This window comes from Curtobacterium sp. MCLR17_032 (genome assembly GCF_003234795.2).
GTDB lineage: Bacteria > Actinomycetota > Actinomycetes > Actinomycetales > Microbacteriaceae > Curtobacterium.
On sequence record NZ_CP126268.1, the window covers coordinates 3570683 to 3590412 of the forward strand.

The following is a 19730-nucleotide window of genomic DNA, read 5'->3' on the forward strand; positions in this document are numbered from 1 at the left end:
CGCTCAGTTGTAGCTGGCCAACCGGTTCGGCGCGGTGTTGCCCGCCGGGGTCGGGACGGCACCACCGACGCCGTTGATGACACTCGAGATGGTGCCGGTGTCACCGAGGGACACCGTGACCAGCCCGTGTGCCTTCACGCCGGCGGTCTGCGGCACCTCGAACGCGCGGTCGGCGTGCACCGACTTGTTCGTGTTGAAGAAGCAGTAGACACCGCCGCCCCAGATCTCGTGCGTCGTGACCGTCGACGCGACCTTGTAGGCGGCGTACCCGGCGCCGGTCGGACTCTGCCACGAGGCGTTGTCCGGCACGTCGTACGGCATCTCGTTCTGGAAGAAGATCGTCTTCCCGTTGTTGCCGTTCCACTGCACTTCGTACTTCTGGTAGTGCTCGACGAAGAGTCCGGTGGCCAGGACGTCGTTGCCGTTCACCTCGACCCCGGTCGCTCCGGTGTTGACCGTCCAGCCCGTCGCGGCCCCACCGTGGTCGGCGCGCCAGGCCCAGATGTGGTCGACGAGGGTGTCGTCGGCGTTCACCTGCAGCGTCGTCGTCGCCCGGCCCTGGATGCTCGAACCGACGCGGAAGAACACGTCCTGGATGCTCTGCGGGTCTGCCGCGTGGTCGACGTGCGAGCCGCTGGTGCCGAGACGGAGCAGCTGCGCGCTGTTCTGCGAGCCCGCGTCGACCACGAGGTTCGACACGTTGACGCCGGCGACGTCGGACGAGGTCAGCACGGCGTTGCCGGCCGTCGGCACGAGCGTCGGGAAGCCGATGCCCGTGACGACCGTGTCCGGCCGCGTCACGTTGAGCGCGGCGCTGAGTTGGTACGTGCCGGGCGTGAAGAACAGGTTGAGGCCCTGCGCCAGCGCGCTGTTGATCGTCGCCGCGGAGTCGCCCGGGTGCGCCACGTAGAAGTTCCGCATCGGCAGGTCCGTGCCGCCGGTGTTCGGCCAGGTGACACCGCTCGAGTTCTGCTTGAGCGACGGGACGAAGACGTGGTATTTGTTCGACGAGTCGATGTACAGGTACGGCTTCTCGCGGGTCGTCGGCGTGGTGGCGAGTGTCGTGTAGCTCTTCGAGAAGTCGTTCGCCGGAGCACCCTGCACGCCCGAGAACGTCATGTTCCAGTTGCCGCCCTGCCACGACCCGAGCGTGGAGTTGCGGGTGTACCACTGCTGCTGCGAGCCCGACGTGACCGTGCCGTCGACCTTGCTGTCCGCGATGTAGCCGCCCGACGAGTAGCCCTGACCGCCGTCCTGGTTCGACGGCCCCATCGTCAGGTTGCCCTTGATGTGCACACGCCGCATCGGCGCGGCCTGCGACACCGCCCAGCGGTCGGTCCCGCCCTCGGCACCCCAACCGTGATCGTCGCGGCGGCAGCCAAAGCAAGCACGCCCATCGCGATGTTCTTCCTCATAATTCCCCCTGTCCTGGTGCCCCCTTGGCACCTGGAACGGACCATAGCGCAGGGCGGGGACACTTCGGGAAGTCGCTTACGGTAGGGCTGTGTCACGACAACGAAGCGCCTATCGGATCCAGCTCGCTTTGGGCATCACGGTGCTGACAGCGGCGCTTACGGGTTGCACGAATGCGGTCTCGCTGACCGCGGCACCCTCCGCGAACGCTCCGCAGTGCGCTGCCGTGCAGGTGCGCCTCCCCGGCACGGTGGCGACGAAGTACGAGCTCCGCAACACCAACGCTCAGTCAACCGCTGCGTGGGGGGATCCGACGGTGATGCTGCTGCACTGCGGCGTGCCGGCACCCGCGGTGTCTGACCTGCCGTGTTTCTCCCTCGGCGGCATCGACTGGATCCGCGATGGGTCCGAGAAGGACGCCATCACTTTCACGACTTTCGGTCGAGCTCCGGCTGTGCAGGTGACAGTGGCGGCGGCCACGTACACGAACACGATGCTCAGTGATCTGAGCGATGCCGTGAACACCCTTCCGAAAGACGGGCACCGCTGCCTCGACCCGCAGGATGTCCAGCAGTAGTAACCCGAAGCGGTGATCGCTCGCCGGGCCTGCCAAGAGGACAGGCGGTGGTGTGCGCAACCATGACGCGAGATTTCGGTGAGGCCCGGTGGGACGCCTCAGCTGCTCTTCGCTGCGTCGTTGACGAGCGTCTCGAGCACATTCGCGTTGATTTGGCCGAGGATGCGCGAGCTCACTCGGCCCTGCTTGTCGAGCACGATCGTGGCCGGGGTGGAGTTGGGGGCGTTCTTTCCGGCGAAGGCGATCTGCACGGCCCCACTGTCCGCGTCGAGGACGTTGGTGTACTGCACGTTGAAGGAGCGAACGAAGGCTTCGGCCGTGCCGCTGGAGTCACGCACATTGACGCCGACGAAGGTCGCATCCGAGGTGGTCTTCTGACTCACCGACTCGAGATCCTTCGCTTCCGCTCGGCAAGGAGCGCAGCTGGCGTACCAGAAGTTGAGTACTGCGACCTTGCCTCGGAGCCCTTCGGCGGTGACCTCCGCCCCTTGAAGGTCCTTGGTTGTGAAGTCGACCGGCGCGCCGCGGTCCTTCGCTCCGAACTCGCTGACCGCCCCGTCACCGGAGATGTAGTTCTTGGTGTCGCCTGACTTGTACTGATTCGCCAGTGAGTCGTTGTCGCTCGAGCAGCTGGCGGCGCCAAGGCCGAGGGCGAGGGTGACGGCAACAACGAGCAAACTTCGTAACTTCACATGAAAAGTCTACGTCCCGTACCTTGTCGGCTCGTGTGGTCGCCTGCAAGGGTGCACATGTCGGTCTACTGGGACTGGCAATGACATAGCTAGGGGAAAACTATGCGTAAGCACACAATCAAGCTCGCAACGCTCGGAGCAGGGCTGCTCCTCGCCGCGACGGTGGTTGCTATGCCGACCGCCGCGAACGCCGCTCCGGCGAGCACGCAGAGCGTCGGAACGTGCACGACGGTCAAGACCTTCAGTGCACCCGGGGGCAAGAAGTACACCGCACCCGTGACCTCGGGCGGCAGCCGCGACTGCCGACTCGAGCAGGGCAACCAGAGCTCGGCAGTCACGCGACTGCAGCAGGAACTCAAGAACGGATGCGAGGGCGACCACAACATCACCGTTGATGGGCAGTTCGGGCCAGCGACGAAGTCGGCGTTGCAGGACGCACAGAAGAGCCTGGGGATCTCCGCTGACGGCATCTACGGGAGCCAGAGCGCGAGCAAGTTCGCGTGGCTGACCACCGACGGAAACCTCTGCTACACGCCTGGGATCTAGTCCACTCATTAGCGGGAGCCACAGAAAGTGCGGAGGAACATCGCCACGGCGATGTTCCTCCGCACTCTCGAGCGCCGACCTGAACCGAGAGCGTGAAGACGACAGCTGGGTGAAGCGGCAAGCGGTGGACGATCCGCGATCCGGAAACGAGAATTCCTGATCGCAGAGGTTGCGGGGGCGCTCGGAACACCCCTAGTTTTACTGTGAAACCAACTGGGGGAAACAGTGAAATACATCAATAAAGTCGCACTTGCCGGGGTGAGCACCGTCTCGCTACTGATCGCGGGCGTCGCGCTCGCGCCGGCAGCCATGGCGGACGAGCCGGCCATCACCGATGGGGCGTCGACACTCTTGGCGGTCGCGCCGGGAACTGTCGTAGGAGACACCGCCACCACGCAGATCAGCGTGCAGGAGCCAGCATCCGGACGGGCTCGACTGCGGGCAGCGGCGCCCCTCGCGCCGACGATCGCAGTGACCTCGACACCGAAAGACAGTGAACCGTTGTCCGTGCAGTTCGCCCTCGACGGAGCGACAACCACGGCCGGCACCTCTGACGGCGTGACGTCGTTCGCGACGGCTGATGCGACCGTAGCGCGCTACGTCTCCGACGCTGGAACTGGTGCGCGAGTCCTGACGGCGTACGCGGCACCGCAGAGAAGCTACGAGAGCCGCACGACGTTCACGTTCGTCGATGGGGAACACGTCGCTCCTCGTCCGGGAGGCGGCTACTACTTCAAGATCGGTGACGACATCGTCGGGGCTCTCGATCCCGCATGGGCTGTCGATGCTGACGGCACGTCGCTTGAGACCGGCTACCGCTGGGACGGGTCAACCCTGGTCCAAGACGTTCAAGTACCTGACGATGCCGCGTTCCCGGTCGTTGCGGACCCCGCTTGGTCGTACACATGGACAGCAGTGGTCAAGAAGGGTTCACCCGCGGACCTGCACAAGCGGATGCATGACTGCTTCAACTGCATCTTCCCCGTTTCCGGCGCCCCCAAGGCGTTCCCGACGTACCACCAGAAGCTGCCCCTGACGGTGCTGACGATGAGCTTCGCCTGCATCTTCGAGCAGGAGCAGTTCCTGCCTGCCGGCAACCCACTCTTCCCCGGCGGAGACTTCGGCTTCTACTTCACCGCGGATAAGGGCCACGTCGATGGAGCAGGCTCAACGATCAGCTTCGATTGGTGGACGGGGGCCGACAACCCGGTCGCCGGCGAGAAAATGCGCTTCACTGTCGCCGGGTACGTCCTCAACGAGGACGTACCCGGCGGACAACCCCTCTACCGCGCGGGCGCGAAGAGCGAATGGGGCAAGTTCGTGAACCAGTACATGCTGTCGATGATGGCGCCGGACGGGTCCTGGTATTGGACCAATTGACCACCACGCGGGATGGTGGGGGCATGCGTGCCCTCACCACCCCGCGTTTCACCGGTGCCACACGAAGCGTCGCATGGGTCGGAAGCCGTCTCGTGCTTCTCGTTGTGCAGCAAGTGACATTCGCCATCACGCGAGCGGTAACCGGCGACCCGTTCCTAGACCACACGGTCGGCACGAACTTCGGATTCGGGCTGCTCTACATCCCGCTCATGGCACTCGTGGCCTCCGCTCTGTGCTGGGTGGGTCTTGAGTTCATTGGAGCAACTCAGAGTCGTCAGCCCGAGTCACGTGCAGTGCGACGCGCGTGCAGTGCAGCTGTGGTCCTCGTGCTCGCGGTTGAGGCGCTCGTGTGCGGTGGCACGCTGCTTCTCGTCGTCCCGAATTACCCGGCAACGGTCGCAGTGATCGCCGCCGCTACCGGTGCGGACGTGCTTCTGCTGTGTTGGCTGCACCGGCCGGCGCTACGCCACTGATCGACAGCCCTGGTGCTTCCGGAAGACTATGTATCCACCAGTCCGGTGCCGTCTTGCATGCCGGTCGGCGCGGCGCCGAAAGGGTTCAGCCAAAGGGTTGTCGACCGGAGTGCTGCCTCGCGGAGTCGGAGCGAACGTCGGAGGTTCGCTCCGCTCCCGCTTCCGCTTTCGGCGTCTAGTGTTGCCGCGCGCCCGCGGCGACCAGGGGTCGCCGGGTTGGGATGAGCGCTTTGGATGCTGTGGCCTGATCCAGTTCCCCCTGCCACCGCGCGACGACGAGTGCGGCGACGCAGTTGCCGAGCAGGTTCACGCTTACCCGCATCGAGTCCATGATTCGGTCAGCCCCCAGCAGCAGGGCGACGCCCGCGACCGGGAAGAGGCCGAGTGTCGTCGCCGTCGCGGACAGCGCCAGGAACGACGAGCCGGGCACGCCCGCCATCCCCTTCGACGTCAGCAGCAGCACCCCGAGGGCTGCGACCTGCTGTTCCAGCGTCAGCGGGATCCCGAACGCCTGCGTGAGGAACAGCAGCGAGATGGACAGGTAGATCGCGGCGCCGTCGAGGTTAAACGAGTAGCCCGTCGGTACCACGAGCCCCGCGACACTGCGGGATACACCGACTTCGGTCAGCCGGGTGATCATCCGTGGCAGGACCGCCTCGGTTGACGCTGTCCCGAGTGCGAGTCCGAACTCGGCGCGGGTGTGCCAGACGAACCGCCAAATCGGCACGCCGGACAGCAGTTGCCCGATGACCAGCAGCAGGAGGATGAACACGGCCGCGGCGCCGTAGCAGGCGGCGATGAGCCACCCGTAGGAGCTGAGCGTTGTGAGCCCGTACTGTCCCACGACGTACGCCATCGCCCCGAAGGCACCCAGCGGCGCCAGACGCATCACCCAACCGAGGATTCGGTAGACGACCTCGAGGCAGAGGTCGAGCCCGCGGATGAGCGGTGCGGTACGTTCCGGGCCGATCGCAGCGATCGCGGCGCCGACGAACACCGCCGCGACCAGCACTTGCAGGATGTCGTTGGTGGCGAACGCGTTGATCACGCTCGAGGGGATGAGGCCGAGAACGAACTCCCCCGGGCTCGGTGCGGCAGCGTTTCCCGTCTTCGCCGTGACGGCGGATGCGTCGAGTGTGGACGGGTCGATGCGGAGCCCGCTGCCCGGGGCGACGAGGTTGCCGATGATGAGGCCGAAGACCAGCGCCGCGGAGGACGCGAGGAGGAAGTACAGCATCGCCTTACCGGCGACCGCACCGACTGCTCGCAGGTTGCCGACGTGCACGATGCCGGTGATGACCACGATGAAGACCAGTGGTGCGATCACCATCTCGATCAGGCGGATGAAGCCCTGCCCCACCACGTTCAAGGCTGGCGCAGCGGCCGGCGCGCAGACCCCGACGATGATTCCCGCCACGACGGCAACCGCGATCTGCACGAACAGTGAGCGGTACCAGCGTGCGGGGGCCCGATTCGACGCAGCAAGTTCCATGCCTCCAGCACACCGACAAGATGTTTCCTCTGGGTGACAGCGACGTACCAGCGGTGTTCCGCGCGAGTGCTGGGGAACGCGCCACTGTGTTGATGCTTCGATGGGGCAGTAGTGCCGCGACGCGGGTCGTGGCGGGCACGACCGTCACCGACCAAGCTGGAGCCGGTACCGCGACGGCGTACGGTGACCAGCCGCAGTGCCTTCCGCGCGTGGGGGCGCTCACATCCGCTCATTAGGCGGAGGAAACCGCACCGCCCCCACCCGCGTTGCCGTCGCCGTCCGGCTCGTTCGCGCGAACAGGGCGGAGGCGACGTCGTGCCGACCCTGCTCCGGAACCGATGACAGGCTCAGAGGCGAGCGGTCGAGGGCGAGTCGGTGTCGGGGCGGATGGCGGCCGCGAGGTCAGCCTCAGTCGGGAGTGCGGCCTGCACGGATGGTGGCAGGAGGTCGTAGCTGGCGACCCCGATGGGTGTCTGCTGTCCGGCGAGGGAGTACCGGACGACGGCGTCGTTCTTGTCCGCCACGAGGAGCAGGCCGACGGTGTCGGCGTGCTGGGTGCGGCGGAGGCGGTCGTCGACGAGGGATACGTAGAAGCCGAGCTGGCCGAGGTACTCGGGCTTGAACTTTCCGGTCTTGAGTTCGATGACGACGTAGCGGAGCTGCTCGACGTGGAAGAAGAGCAGGTCGACGTAGAAGTCGTCGCCGTCGACGTCGAAGTGCACCTGCCGGCCCACGAACGCGAACCCCTCTCCGAGCTCGCGGAGGGTGTCGATGATCCGGTCGACGAGGGCCTGCTCGAGGTGGCGTTCCTTCCCATCGCCGTCGAGGGCGAGGAAGTCCAGCACGTACGGGTCCTTCGTCAACTGCTGCGCGAGATCTGAATCGCCGGCGGGCAGGACCTCGGCGAAGTTCGTCGGCGCCGCTTCCAGCCGCACGTGGGAATCGGTGCGGATGTGGTGCTCGAGCACGTTCCGGGACCACCCGTGCTGCAGGGCCTGCTCGGCGTACCAGTTGCGGGTCTGCTGGTCGTCGAGCCGGTCGAGGAGCACGGTGATGTGCCCCCAGGGCAGTTGTGCAACAGCCTGTTGCACAGTCTCCTGCTGCGACCAGGCAGCAGCGAACGCGCGCATGTAGGCAAGGTTCCGGGGAGAGAAGCCGCGCATCTCCGGGAACTCGGCTCGGAGATCCTCCGCGAGACGGCTGATGACCTTGGTGCCCCACCCCTCTTGTTGCTGCCGATGCAGGATCGTCGTACCGATCTGGCCGTACAGCACCACGAGTTCCGAGTTCACGCGACGTTGCGCCGTGAACCGCGCATTCCTCACGTGCTCCTTCAGGCTCGCCAATGTTGCCGCGTAGCTCGACGGGACAGCCGTATTCGCACTCACCGTCCTAGTTTGCACCCCGGATCCCGGGCCACCGCGCGCGGGCCATGTAATCAAGGGGAGACATGTGTCACAGTAGAGCCGCAATCCTCGAATGAAAGGCGGCGTTCCTATGGCGCAGAAAGTCACCACGACCCTGGTCGATGACCTGACCGGCGACACCATCGACGAAGGCAAGGGCCGTACCGTGTCCTTCTCGTTCGATGGCAGCCACTACGAGATCGACCTCTCCGACGACAACGCTGACGCGCTTCGCGAAGCGTTCTCCGACTACGTTGCCGCAGCGCGGAAGGTCAGTGGCAACCGCCAGGGCCGCTCGAGCGGCGGAAGCACGGCCAAGCGCAGCAACTCCGACGAGCTCGCGAAGATCCGCGAGTGGGCGAACGCGAACGGGCACGAGGTCTCGAGCCGTGGCCGCATCAGCCAGGCAGTCCGCGACGCGTACGACGCCGCACACTGACTGTCACTTCACGCAAGAACGGCCGGCACCCGCTACGGGGGCCGGCCGTTCTTCATACAATCTCAACCAGCGGCTTGCCGCTGGTTGGTGGAAAGGTGCAGGCGGCATAGCAACCCGAATGCCATAGCACCTGCACCGAACCACCCTACAGAACTCGCGCTATGCAGAAGGACGAGTGGTGCTGGTCACCGGGGCATGACCGAGGCGCAGCTCGGCGTTTACGGAGCCGTCGTTGTTCCCACCCCTCGATTTACCATGAACGATCGTTTTCGTTCACGGCAGCAGCGCTGGTCGTTGCTCGGATTCATCGATTTCACTTGACGGTCAGCACTGTCAGACGTGAACTTGATCGGCCGTGAATCGTTCCATGAACGAGATTGGTCGGTAACCTCGTGCGAGCGCGACGCGACGACCGTCGCTCCCACGCGCCCGGAAGGAACCCACAACCCATGAGTCCGCTCCTCCCCCGCCTGGGTCGACGTGCAGCACGCGTCGCCCTCGCCAGCACGGCCGTCGCGGTCGTCTCGGCCCTCGCCCTGACCGGGTGCTCGGGATCGTCGAACGAACGGGGCGGCGCCGACGCGACCGTCCGGATCGGGCTCGTCCTCGAACCGACCAGCCTGGACATCCGCACGCAGTCCGGTGCCGCGCTCGACCAGGTGCTCATCGACAATGTGTACCAGGGGCTCGTCGGCCGGTCGGGCTCCGACGGTGGCATCCGCGACGTGCTCGCCTCGGAGCACGAGGTCTCGGCGGACGGGCTCACCTACACGTTCACGCTCCGCGACGGGACGACGTTCCAGGACGGCAAGCCGGTCACCGCCGCCGACGTGGTGTGGTCGCTGCAGCAGGTGCAGGACGACGCGTCGTACGTCGACTCCGCGCAGCTCGCGAACGTGGCGTCGATCGAGTCGCCGTCCGCCGACCAGGTCGTGCTGCGCCTGTCGAAGCCGGACTCCGACCTGCTCTGGAACCTGACCGGCCGCGCCGGGCTCGTGCTCGAGCGGGCCGCGAAGAACGACCTGTCGGACTCGGCGAACGGCACCGGCCCGTACGAGGTGTCGAGCTGGAAGCAGGGCGACGCGCTCGTCTTCGCCCGGAACGCCGAGTACTGGGGCACGAAGGCGAAGGTCGCGAAGGTCGAGTTCCGCTACATCACCGACGGGTCCGCGGCGGTGAACGCGATGGCGGCTGGTGACCTCGATGTGCAGACGTCGGTCGACGGCACGCTCAGGAGCCAGCTCGAGGGCAACGCCGACATCTCGCTGCACACCGGGAAGACGACGGACAAGTACACGCTCGCGTTCAACGACCGCAAGGCACCCTTCACCGACGTGCGCGTCCGCAAGGCGATCCGCCAGGCGATCGACCCGAAGGCGCTCATCAAGGCGATCGGCGGGACCGGCGTGCCGCAGGGGGGCCCGATCCCCGAGCTCGACCCGGGCTACCAGGACCTGACCGGCGTCGATGCGTACGACCCCTCCGCCGCGAAGCAGCTGCTGAGCGAGGCCGGGGCGAAGGACCTCGAGCTCACGCTGACCTACCCGAACATCTACGCGGCGACGATCGGCGACGTGCTGAAGTCGCAGCTCGCCGACGTCGGGATCACCCTGAGCGTCAAGCGGGTCGACTTCGCCACGTGGCTGTCGCAGGTGTTCGAGCAGCCCAAGACCGGCGAGCGGGACTTCGACCTGTCGATGGTCAACCACGTCGAGTCCCGCGACTTCGGCAACTGGGCGAACCCGGACTACTACTTCGGGTACGACAACCCGCAGGTGCAGGCGCTGTACGCCCAGTCCGTCGCCGCGACCACCGAGCAGGCCAAGGACGAGGCGCTCCGCGCGGCCGCGAAGATCGTCAGCGAGGACGCCGCCGGCGAGTGGCTGTACACCGCGACGGCGATCACGGCCGTCCGGAAGGGCGTGACCGGCGTGCCATACGACGGCACGAACTCGCGCCTGGACCTCGCGCAGCTCGCGGTCAAGTAACAGCAGAGCGGGCCCGGGAGAGCACCGGGCCCGCTCTGTTACTTGCCTAGATGCGCTGGAAGCCGCAGCTTCCGCTCTGATCGAAGATCGGCCATCCCAGGGCACGAGCGGTGTTCGTGCCGTAGATGCCATCGGCGGTGACACCGTACTTCGCCTGCGCACGCTGCAACGCTGCCTTCGTCGCAGGCCCGAAGTTCCCGTCCTGTGTGAGCCCTGCCCGCACACCACACGAGGAATTGAGCTCCGCTTGCAGCGCCCTGACTGCGCCGCTCACAGCACCCGGGTCCATGCGGCAGTCGCCACTGCCACCCGAGGTGACCGGTACCACGATCGAGGCGCCGGACGTGGCAGTCACCGTCTTGGAGGTGGAGCAGGTACCTACCGCCTGGGCGGCTGCGTTTGCTGCTCCCCCCGAGGCGAGTGAACCAACGACGAGCGCTGCAGCAACGACACTCGTCGCGAAAATCTTGCTTCGAATCACACTGTCCCCTTTGATCAGCGAGCGAGATGTCGCCCTCGGGCAACTTAGAACTAGGCAGACCGCTTTGTCTACTCTCTTCGAGCAAAATTCACCTCGAGGGCGGTGCGGAACTTCGGGTTTTGACTCTGGGACCGTGGAGTTAATCCTCAGCACCGGGCTGCCGGCGAGCCCCCGCGGTAATGCCCTACCCTCGAGCGGAGCCACTTCCACGGTGGGTGAGCCGCCTCGCAAGGCCGGCGGAGATCGACCTCTCCGACGACAACGCGGACGCGCTGCACGATGCTGTCTCTGACCACGTCGCGGCCGCCTGAAAGTTCGGTGGCCATCAGGCAGGCAGCGCTGGCGGCAACGCGCGCAAGCGAGGCAACTGGGGCGAGCTCGACGCCGCACACTGACCAGACTCCCCCGACCGCGACGAAGGCCGACCGCATGGGCGGCCGGCCTTCGTCGCGTGTGCTGATAGCGGTCTCTTATGTCAGGTGGCGTTCGGAGCGGCTATTTGAGCGCTGTCAAAGCCCGAAGATCAGGTTTGCACTTGACGAACAAGTGTGCAAAAGGGTGCCAGTTAGAAGTGATGGAGGAAAACTCGAACTTTATCCGCCTTTTCTGGGGTGAATCGCGATACAATCCCTGCCACCCTCAGTCTTTCGAGTACCGTCCGAACAGCATCATTGTCCGGAAGCCTAGGACGCTTCCGTCCCGGGTCAGCGACAGCAGCATATTCGCCTTTGAGTGCCCGGAGGATCTCCCGCAACTCGTCGATCGATATGCGCTCACTGTTGACCGTGAGGAGGCGGATGATGCGGTCAGGGGCCACACCTCCACGATGCAGCCTCAAAATAGTGGGCGCACCGATCCGGACGCGTCCGCTCAGCGAGCAGTCTGCCGCTGCTTCAAACGAGGCTTGAGGCAGCGACTCCCACTCCCCCAACAAGGTAATCACGCGTGCCTGGACCGCCGACGCGACGGAGTTGCTGCTGAGGAGCTGAGCAACGAAACGTGGTTGAAGCGTCGACGGACCGACAAGCTCCACGTACTTGGTCGAGGCGCGGATTGCGCGCTCTTGTGTTGACCAGTCCACCATCAGACGTACCGTGAAAGCCTCCTCGTCATCACCAATGAGTTGCGCGGCGATGAGTTCCGCGATCAGGTCTCCTGCGCGCGGCTCGATATCCGTGCTTGGAAGCACCCCGGGCTCGAGCGCCGCCACGATACGCGCACGATCCGACGCCGTGAAAGAGTCCGAAGGGGAGTTCACTACTGCGAGAGCGACCAAGGTCAGATCTTCGGCACTTTCATCCACCGCCCCCTCAATCGACCCGGACTCGAGAATTAGGTCTACTAAGGGCTGGTCGACTTCGCCTCGCTCCTTCACGTACGCTAGAACATTCGCGAAGGAGGCGGTTGTACGTCGCGCTGCGACGAGAGCTACCCACGCGGAACTAGGGACGTCAGACAAACTGCCGACGACGGCTGTTGGTTCAGCGCGCCGGACAACAGCATCAAGCGCCGATGGGCGCCATTCCGCAACGTCAGTGACCACGTCCACGAACACCGAGGCCTGCTCGACCGTAAGCTGATCCTCAGGAGCATCGCTTAAGGCTGCGAGATACCCCGTTGGATCTGACACAACGTAGGCATATACCTCGGGGGCGGTGCCCCGTAGCCTGTCAAGAGCAAGAGAGTCAGACCCACTGACGCGCAGGATATTTGCTGCGGTCAACGCATAATTACGAGTTGGTTGGAGAGCTCGCACAATGGCGGTCGGCAAACCATCAACAGATGGTAGGACCGCCCCCGACGCTGTGAGCGCCGCTACCGCATGATTTGCGTCTTCGGCCGAACGAGCCTCGCGGAAGGTCGCAAACTCGACTACGTGCTCCTCAATGTACTCGCGCACTTGATCGCCGTACTCGTAATCGTGTTCGGCGTCGTCCCGATGTTTCATAGCGATACTGACCAGCCGCAACCGCTCTGCCGCATCCAGCGGTGCGTCCTCGACGACGTATCGGATGACCGCTGGCCAATGGGGTGCGAGGAAAGTAACGAAAGCTTCTTTCTCCGAGCCGCTCTCGAGGTACCGGTCAACAAGTAGAACACCCGTGCTGTCGCGGATTGCGCGTTCGATGATGGTTTTAGCACCATCCGGTCGGGTATCCAGGAGCCGATTCAGAATGTCTAGATTTCGCATGCTCCGGCTATTGAAGACAGGCGACCCCTGGTCTTCAAGGATTGCATCGACATCGTCAGCCGAAAGCGGGAAGTCCATGTCCGCAGTGCCTCCGTCCACGTTTCGCATGATGTACGTCATCGCGTCGGGAGGAAGCAGCTTGCCGTAGAAAGTCGAAACATAGAGCGGGAAATAGGAAGTAATAAAGCCAGCTTCTACCATTTCGTATATAAGGGATGAGGGCAGGAGCGCATCAGCCCACTCCGCGAACGACCGTTGCCCGGTCTCTTCGCTAGCAAATCGGAGGTCCGGACGCTCAAACAACTCTTTCCAGGTATGCCGCCTCTGCAGGAACACAATATGCGAGGCATTCCGTTGTAGGTTCTGTTGCACCCCTACGGCCACCTGTTCGACGAAACGCGAGTCATCCAGGGAAAGACCCGTCAAGCCACTGATGGCAGCCGGAGTGAGATTTGCCGACTGCTGATAGTAATTGACCGTATAATGAATTGTGAGTGTTTTAGTGCCGTGAATAACAGCGCGCCAGAACGACGCGGTCGACATTGCGCTCTCACTGACGGGTCCCTGCTCGTCGTAAATCGTACTCTCAGTCAGGCCGTTATGGACTGATGCGAACGCTGCAATGGAGCCATGCAAGGCTTTCGAGAGACGCGCTGCGTATTCGTTGGCAGCCCTGGTGCTGTTGAGCCGACTTCGCAGCTGCTCGTTTTCGCTATGGAGGTTCATCAAGTTCTGCGTGACCAGCAGTCGCCAAACGTCATAAAGCTGGTCCAAACTGCTCTCACTGCGTCGCACGGCTTCAAAATCGGCGGCCTGGGTGTTCTTGAAGAGCATCATCGCGAAGAGGCGCTCCGGGGTAAGACCGGGGACGGGCGTTTCAACCTCGATCAGCTTCCGCCGGTAGACTTCATACTCATTCACTACATTGTGAATGGTGCGCATGTCAGGGAGGTGCCGCGCTGCAAGATCAATAAGTTTACGATCAATCTTGTGACCGCGTTCCTCGAGAACCCCATGCATTACCTCGCGCGCGTTCTTATGAGTAATGAAGGGCACTATAGGAATAATGAGCTCGAAGAACTTCGTCCTATTCGCGCGTGCAAGTTCGGCTCGCGTATCATCAACAGTTGCATCGCGTTCTGATCGACCAAGCTTCTCAAAAATACTGTCACGCACTGCGTATACAAACCGGATATCCCGGGTACCCAATTGCTGTGATGCATTCAATAGTGAATTCAGGGCGCGCAGAGATTCATAAATTGCGGGGACGTCGAAGCGGTCGAGGTCCTCGATAATGACGATGTCGCGCTTCGGATTTAATTCGAAGAAGTAGACAATCTCGTCGAGGTACTCGTCGAAGTAGCTTGTGGAGCGGGGTGAAAGCGAAATGGCCGCGGGGCCAGCCGCGACCTTGTCGATCCCGACGCGGCCACGCGCGATCATGCGAAGCAGGAACACGACAGCCACTACGGCGCCCAAGGCAAGAGCGCCTACAGTCCACCAACGAACCGAGTCTGGGAATGTAGGCAGCCGAAGACTGAGGAGGTCGGCCACTCCAGTGAGCATGCCTGACACCATGAGTAGTCCGACGGTGATGACGGCAATGACAAGAGCGACTAGGGATTCCTCACCCCAGTGCGGTCGGTCGATCCGGCGAAACCTCGACAGTGTCGTCCTCTTCGGGCTCTGCTGGTATAGAAGCTGTTTGACAATCTCTTTCTGAATTCGGTTGGACGTCGTATTTGCGGCCGGGTTGACACCTTCGCCTGCGGGGGGAGTTTCTGGGGCGACACCCAGGGTCAACAGAGATATGCCTATCACTCGCCGCTTGCGTCGGCGCGCGAGTTCATCAAGCACGCTGCTTTTCCCGACTCCATACGGTCCAGCCAACGCGATGTTGCGCACCGTGGTCGGGTGCTCATCAATTGCTCGCTCAAGCGCAGCGACGTACAGGCCATGGTCTGCGTCTGAATAATTTGGCGCAAGTGGAACCAGGTTCAGTGGCTCACTGACAGGTACCTGGGGATCGCTCACACACGAACCTTAGCTGCCACGTGTGGCCTAGACCTGTCACCAGCTCGAAGTCTCGCGGTCGCACCTTGGCTGCTCACAGGGGTTTGCGCCACCTTCTTCGCTCGCCAGCCATGGGGTGTATCGCTCAGCGCGAGGAGCTTGGGCACTGCGTTGGGGTATACCCCACCGCGGGCGCTGGCGCGTCGATCCTCGCTGTGGTTCTAGGGTCCACGTTCGGATGCCTCAACACATCGGCTCGTAGGTCTAGAGACCGTGCACCAACCGCGCTGTGGCAGCGGCGCACGGCAGCAGATGCGCATCGCACGCGAGCAACGAGCCGGCGACGCTCCGCCGTTACGGCTGAGCTGCTGCTCGTCGACGTGTTGAGAAGCTGACGGCGAGGATGATGCACAGCGCTACAAGCGTCAGCCCAGCGCAGATCAGGAACATGTTCCGGTAGCCGCCGATGAGGGTCGTGAGTGCGACGAGTCCACCGGAGACGACTGCACCGATGCGTCGCACGTTGGTGAACAACCCTGACGCCAGCCCTGGTCGAGGGATGACGTCCTGGAAAAGCGTCAGTCCGACACCGGCGATGACTGCGAAGAACGCGGCGTTCAGAAGTTGTACGGCCACAAGCTCAATGGGCCCTTGCACGAATGCCACCGCGACGTAGTAGCAGGCGCCGACAACGCAGGCAGCGGCAATGAGGGTCAGGTTGGAGAAACGGGTGGCGAGCCTGCCCGCGAACAGGAGCGCTGGAATCTCGGCAGCGGCAGCCACAGCGAGTGCAACCCCGGCCCAGACGACGGGCAGGTGCAGTGTGCGGCTGACGTAGAGCGCGAGAACGGACGTCACGACGTAGTTCGTGGCCTGCAGTGCGACGAACGCGATGCCGATGCTGCCGATCGCGATGACGGGAAGCTGCCCGCTCGCGGCCTCGTTCATGGCGGCAGCGTGTGCTACGTCGAGTACGGAGGACCGCCGTCGGAGGATGAACGTCGTCATCAGTCCGAGCGCTGCGATCACCGCGATCGCGAGGAGGACGGCGCGGTCCCCGAAGGCTCCGGCGAGGAGGGTGGCGATCGGAGGGCCAGCCACCCAGGCGAAGGAAACAACGGCACGGGTGTTGATGATGGAGCGCTGTGGGTACCCGGTGGACCGGAGGTGCGCGAACAGCAGTGACGAGCCGACGCTTGCGGGACCGCCGAACACGATCAGCGCAGCGACCGCTGCGGACAGGTTCGTGGTGAGCCCCAGGACGGCCATCAGCGGCATGGTCGCGAGTCCCGACCACATGATCGGTGTCAGGTAGTTGCGGCGGCGGTCCGCGAGTGCCGGGATCACGAGGGAGCTGACGAAGCCGCTGACGTTGTAGAGCCCGAGCGCGAGACCGATCTGCGCTGCGGTGGCGTTGAAGTGGCCCGCGAGGATGAGGGCGAGCGCCGGGTTGAAGAACGCGAACTGCAACCCCCAAGCGAACGCCGCGGTCGGGACAACCCCTGCAACGCGTGGGGGTTGAACGTGTCCCGGTTTGGGCGACGTAGCCGCTCTTGCAGAGTCGCCTGGCGTGGTTGAGGCGGTCGGCTCTGACCCTGGACGTCGGATGGCTCCCCCTGGACTCGACGGTGAACAAGACGTAGCGTGCAGGTGAACGATACGTTCTACGGCGCTGAGCGCCAACCAATTCGTACCAGGCCAAGGGGGGCCTCTCACGATGTGGAAACCGATCACTGCCGCGCCGTCGACTGCTTGGGGATACCAGTCGGGAGTGCGTGGATGAGCTTCATCCGCGGGCGAACCTTCGATCCTCGAAACTCGATCGCCGGCGCAGCAGTCGCCTATCTGGATCCGAGCTCGCGGGATGTGAGCGCGACCTGTTGGGCGTCGAGCCAAGACGCCAATGCTGCCGCTGCGCGTTGGTTCGGACTGGTCGCTCGCGACCTCGAAGAACCGGTCGACGCTGCCGCCCTGTTCCTTGAGCTCCGCGCCGAGCTCGAGACTCAAACGGCCAGCGCGGAGATGGTGAGGCTCGCGGATGAGGTCGAGTCGCACAGTCGGCTCTTGTTCCACCGCTCCACAGCCGAGCAGGCGGCCATGCCGCCCGCGCGGCCCACCAGCCAGCACGTTGCGATCGTGATCCCGTTCCGCTCGAGCAGTGACACACCCCTGCGCACCGCGAATCTCCGCACGGTTGTCCATGCCCTCGAACGCCAGCAACTACCCAGAGATCAGTACTCGATCATCGTTGTCGAAGAAGCAGCAGAGACGACCGTCCCAGACGATCTCGTCGCTCGAGTCGACACGTTCATACGACTCCCCTACACGGGCCCGTTCAACAAGGCACTCGCCCTCAACACGGGTGTTGACGCAGCGCCCTCCGATGCGGTGCTCTGCTTGCTCGATGGCGACATCGCACCGGACGAGCACTTCGTTGCCCGGAACGCATCTCGCGTTGCCACGCGACCCGACGAGGCGCACCTGCCGTACTCGGACATGTTCTGCCTACTGCCCGAGGACAGCGCAGCGATCCGACGAGGTGAGCAGCCCGGAGACACCGCCCGTACTGGCTACGTCATCACGCACCCTCCCGGCGGCTGTGTGTTCCTCACGGCCGCGCTCTACCGAGCCATCGACGGCTTCGATGAACGCTTCGTCGGCTGGGGTGGGGAGGACCGCGACTTCATCAACCGGATCGAGGCCCGGACCAACGTCCGTCGACACCCTGAGCTCCTGACCCACCTGCACCACGAGCGTCCGCGGATGCGCGAAAGCCGGGAGGAAATCATGACGACGATCGCGCCAGCTACCGGAAGCCGGATCAACTGATGGATGTCTCGTTCAAAGCCGTCCTCTTCGACGACGCAGGACGCGTGCTCCTGGGCACCAACCCTCGCGACGAGTGGGAGCTGCTCGGCGGGCGAGCAGACCCCGAAGACTCGGGACCCGCCGACACCATCACCCGCGAACTCGTTGAAGAGGCTGGCGTTCCCATCCGAGTCGGCCACCTCATCGACATCTGGTACTACGACATACCGCATGAAGGTCGCGTTGCGGTTGCCAGCTACCTCGCGCACTTCATCGGACCCGCGACCCTCCAGGCAAGCCACGAACACTCGCGGCTTGCGTTCTTCTCCATCGACGAACTCGACGGGCTCCGAATGCCCTCGCAGTACGCCACGACCATCAGAGCCGCCGCCACGTACCTGCACGACCGTCAACAGAAAGGGATCCAATGACGGACACCATCGAACTGACACGACCCAGCGACGTCGACCGCGCAGCAGAACTCAAGCACCAAGTTGATAGCGACGGCATCGCACTGTTCAAGCTCGCCTCCCGAGACGAACTCCTAACTTTCAGTCGAGGATTCGGGGACCTCCTCATGCACCGCGATGCGGAACCCGACACCGTCACCGTCGTGAAGCACGTTCCTGACAAAGAGGGCCTCGACGGCTACGCGGGGCTCGCTGCCGGCCCGCTGCGTCCGCACACTGATGGGTCCGGGAACGACGTCGTCCCGAAATACATCACCCTGTGGTGCGCGAAGAACGAGGGCAGCGGTGGACAGTGCACGATGGCGGATGGTCAGGCCGTGGTTGAAGACCTCCTGCGTGACACTCCTTGGGTGGTCGAGAAGCTCGCTGCTGAGAACGCTGCGATCTACAAGTCCGGTTCGGAGCAGTACAGCGGCCCCGTGATCTGGAAGGACAACGGCCGCTGGAAGATCCGGCTCCGGATCGACTCGAACGGATTCTTCTCCGCCGAAGCTCTGCATGCCGTCGAAGTGCTCCGTGAAGCCATCGCGGCGAGGACGTTCACCTTCCCGCTCGAACCTGGGGATGGATACATCATCGACAACGAACGTTACCTCCACGGCCGGCTCACGTTCAGTGGCGCACGTGAGATGCTGCGGACGCTGATGCTCTAATCCTCACCTGATCCTCCCCAGCGCCCTCGACAGGAAGAGCGCCCGACGGCTGGCACCTGGCAGGTGCCAGCCGTCGCCTCTTCGCTCATACGGCGCCTGCGGTTGAGGACAGCGATCGGGCTCAGATTTCCCAGTCCGACGAGTACGTTCGCCCCCGAAGCAAGGTCGCGAGTTCGGCGTGCACCATCATGGCCTTATCCAGCCGAGCGGCTCGACCAACGGTCAGCGATTCCGCGTCCCAATCTCGTTCCGAAAAGTACGCCGCGTACGGGTTCACGACGCACTTGAAGTCGAGCATCAGGGATTGACTCAGCGCCGCGGTCGCCATGTAACTGTGCGGCAGGCCCGCGGCACACACGAACGTGATCACCTTGTCGAACCACGCCGCACGACGCCCATTTCCGGTTGCGCCCGTGGCCTCAAGCAGTGACTTGACGGTTGAGGACGGCGCCCAGTTGTAGATCGGAAACGCCAACACCACCCCGTCAGCCTCACGGATGAGAGCGTGCAGGGCGCGGACCGACTCACTGTCGAAGACGCTGTCGTTGTCGAATGGCGGCAGGTCAACTGCTGCGAGATCTATGACCTCCGATTGATGTCCAGCCACAGTGAGCAACCTGGCCGACCGCTCGGCAAGACGGCGACTCCTGCTGGCCGGGTCGAGACTGCAGGAGATGACCGGCAAACGCAGAGAGCTCACCTCTGCAC

At 64.0% G+C, this 19730-nt stretch carries 17 protein-coding genes; 9 read left to right on the top strand and 8 right to left on the bottom strand.

Annotated features, from left to right (window positions below; genetic code table 11):
- Nucleotides 1–3: 3 nt before the first annotated feature.
- On the bottom strand, nucleotides 4–1305 hold the full coding sequence (locus DEI97_RS16990; protein WP_220039174.1) for a pectate lyase-like domain-containing protein: 1302 nt from the start codon (nucleotides 1303–1305) through the stop codon (nucleotides 4–6).
- A 199-nt stretch (nucleotides 1306–1504) separates the two neighbouring features.
- Between DEI97_RS16990 and DEI97_RS16995 the strand changes: the two genes are divergently transcribed.
- On the top strand, nucleotides 1505–1990 hold the full coding sequence (locus tag DEI97_RS16995) for a DUF3515 family protein (RefSeq protein WP_111074108.1): 486 nt from the start codon (nucleotides 1505–1507) through the stop codon (nucleotides 1988–1990).
- Between the two features lie 98 nt (nucleotides 1991–2088).
- Here DEI97_RS16995 and DEI97_RS17000 read toward each other — a convergent pair whose 3' ends face one another.
- Nucleotides 2089–2682, bottom strand: coding sequence for a TlpA family protein disulfide reductase (locus DEI97_RS17000; protein ID WP_111074109.1), 594 nt, complete (start codon nucleotides 2680–2682; stop codon nucleotides 2089–2091).
- A 102-nt stretch (nucleotides 2683–2784) separates the two neighbouring features.
- Here DEI97_RS17000 and DEI97_RS17005 point away from each other — a divergent pair, with 102 nt between their 5' ends.
- The 3 genes from DEI97_RS17005 to DEI97_RS17015 all read left to right on the top strand — a co-directional run bounded on the left by DEI97_RS17005 (nucleotide 2785) and on the right by DEI97_RS17015 (nucleotide 5081).
- Nucleotides 2785–3228 (top strand): peptidoglycan-binding domain-containing protein, encoded by a 444-nt coding sequence (locus tag DEI97_RS17005; RefSeq protein ID WP_111074110.1) that lies wholly within the window; start codon nucleotides 2785–2787, stop codon nucleotides 3226–3228.
- Between the two features lie 225 nt (nucleotides 3229–3453).
- Nucleotides 3454–4608, top strand: a complete 1155-nt coding sequence (locus tag DEI97_RS17010; protein ID WP_146248077.1) for a hypothetical protein — start codon at nucleotides 3454–3456, stop codon at nucleotides 4606–4608.
- A gap of 23 nt (nucleotides 4609–4631) precedes the next feature.
- The gene (locus tag DEI97_RS17015) at nucleotides 4632–5081 is read left to right on the top strand and encodes a hypothetical protein (protein ID WP_146248078.1); all 450 of its coding nucleotides are present in this window, start codon (nucleotides 4632–4634) and stop codon (nucleotides 5079–5081) included.
- A 175-nt stretch (nucleotides 5082–5256) separates the two neighbouring features.
- On the opposite strand, the gene DEI97_RS17020 is transcribed toward DEI97_RS17015, so the two are convergent.
- Nucleotides 5257–6573, bottom strand: coding sequence for a cation:dicarboxylate symporter family transporter (locus tag DEI97_RS17020; RefSeq protein WP_111074113.1), 1317 nt, complete (start codon nucleotides 6571–6573; stop codon nucleotides 5257–5259).
- A 347-nt stretch (nucleotides 6574–6920) separates the two neighbouring features.
- On the bottom strand, nucleotides 6921–7919 hold the full coding sequence (locus tag DEI97_RS17025; RefSeq protein ID WP_258376644.1) for a PDDEXK nuclease domain-containing protein: 999 nt from the start codon (nucleotides 7917–7919) through the stop codon (nucleotides 6921–6923).
- Between the two features lie 151 nt (nucleotides 7920–8070).
- Between DEI97_RS17025 and DEI97_RS17030 the strand changes: the two genes are divergently transcribed.
- Nucleotides 8071–8418 carry a histone-like nucleoid-structuring protein Lsr2 gene (locus DEI97_RS17030; RefSeq protein WP_111074114.1) on the top strand — a complete coding sequence of 116 codons (348 nt, stop codon included), beginning with the start codon at nucleotides 8071–8073 and terminating at the stop codon, nucleotides 8416–8418.
- 449 nt (nucleotides 8419–8867) lie between these two features.
- Nucleotides 8868–10406: an ABC transporter substrate-binding protein gene (locus DEI97_RS17035; RefSeq protein WP_111074115.1), complete on the top strand. Its 1539-nt coding sequence runs from the start codon at nucleotides 8868–8870 to the stop codon at nucleotides 10404–10406.
- Between the two features lie 46 nt (nucleotides 10407–10452).
- Here the strand turns inward: DEI97_RS17035 and DEI97_RS17040 are convergent, their stop codons facing one another.
- From DEI97_RS17040 to DEI97_RS17050, 3 genes are all read right to left on the bottom strand, one after another.
- Nucleotides 10453–10887 (bottom strand): peptidoglycan-binding domain-containing protein, encoded by a 435-nt coding sequence (locus tag DEI97_RS17040; RefSeq protein WP_220039175.1) that lies wholly within the window; start codon nucleotides 10885–10887, stop codon nucleotides 10453–10455.
- Between the two features lie 565 nt (nucleotides 10888–11452).
- Complete coding sequence (locus tag DEI97_RS17045; protein ID WP_146248079.1) at nucleotides 11453–15112, bottom strand: YobI family P-loop NTPase; 3660 nt, start codon at nucleotides 15110–15112, stop codon at nucleotides 11453–11455.
- 333 nt (nucleotides 15113–15445) lie between these two features.
- Nucleotides 15446–16825 carry an MFS transporter gene (locus DEI97_RS17050; protein ID WP_258376645.1) on the bottom strand — a complete coding sequence of 460 codons (1380 nt, stop codon included), beginning with the start codon at nucleotides 16823–16825 and terminating at the stop codon, nucleotides 15446–15448.
- Nucleotides 16826–16870: 45 nt separating this feature from the next.
- On the opposite strand from DEI97_RS17050, the gene DEI97_RS17055 reads away from it, so the two are divergent.
- Genes DEI97_RS17055 through DEI97_RS17065 form a run of 3 tightly spaced genes read left to right on the top strand, consistent with a single transcriptional unit; the run spans nucleotide 16871 to nucleotide 19022 of the window.
- Complete coding sequence (locus tag DEI97_RS17055; protein WP_258376646.1) at nucleotides 16871–17920, top strand: galactosyltransferase-related protein; 1050 nt, start codon at nucleotides 16871–16873, stop codon at nucleotides 17918–17920.
- Nucleotides 17920–18330: an NUDIX domain-containing protein gene (locus tag DEI97_RS17060; protein WP_111074119.1), complete on the top strand. Its 411-nt coding sequence runs from the start codon at nucleotides 17920–17922 to the stop codon at nucleotides 18328–18330. The genes DEI97_RS17055 and DEI97_RS17060 overlap by 1 nt, the downstream gene beginning before the upstream one ends.
- A complete protein-coding gene (locus DEI97_RS17065) occupies nucleotides 18327–19022 on the top strand; it encodes a TauD/TfdA family dioxygenase (RefSeq protein WP_111074120.1) in 696 nt (231 codons plus the stop codon). The genes DEI97_RS17060 and DEI97_RS17065 overlap by 4 nt, the downstream gene beginning before the upstream one ends.
- Nucleotides 19023–19143: 121 nt before the next feature.
- On the opposite strand, the gene DEI97_RS17070 is transcribed toward DEI97_RS17065, so the two are convergent.
- Entirely contained in the window at nucleotides 19144–19722 is a 579-nt protein-coding gene (locus tag DEI97_RS17070; protein WP_111074121.1) for an NADPH-dependent FMN reductase, read from the bottom strand.
- Nucleotides 19723–19730: the final 8 nt, after the last annotated feature.

Coding starts and splice junctions, on each gene's coding strand:
- DEI97_RS17055 (WP_258376646.1), top strand. CDS start 16,871: ATGAGCTTCATCCGCGGGCGAACCTTCGATCCTCGAAACTCGATCGCC.
- DEI97_RS17005 (WP_111074110.1), top strand. CDS start 2,785: ATGCGTAAGCACACAATCAAGCTCGCAACGCTCGGAGCAGGGCTGCTC.
- DEI97_RS16990 (WP_220039174.1), bottom strand. CDS start 1,305: ATGCGGCGTGTGCACATCAAGGGCAACCTGACGATGGGGCCGTCGAAC.
- DEI97_RS17060 (WP_111074119.1), top strand. CDS start 17,920: ATGGATGTCTCGTTCAAAGCCGTCCTCTTCGACGACGCAGGACGCGTG.
- DEI97_RS17035 (WP_111074115.1), top strand. CDS start 8,868: ATGAGTCCGCTCCTCCCCCGCCTGGGTCGACGTGCAGCACGCGTCGCC.
- DEI97_RS17020 (WP_111074113.1), bottom strand. CDS start 6,573: ATGGAACTTGCTGCGTCGAATCGGGCCCCCGCACGCTGGTACCGCTCA.
- DEI97_RS17065 (WP_111074120.1), top strand. CDS start 18,327: ATGACGGACACCATCGAACTGACACGACCCAGCGACGTCGACCGCGCA.
- DEI97_RS17030 (WP_111074114.1), top strand. CDS start 8,071: ATGGCGCAGAAAGTCACCACGACCCTGGTCGATGACCTGACCGGCGAC.
- DEI97_RS17015 (WP_146248078.1), top strand. CDS start 4,632: ATGCGTGCCCTCACCACCCCGCGTTTCACCGGTGCCACACGAAGCGTC.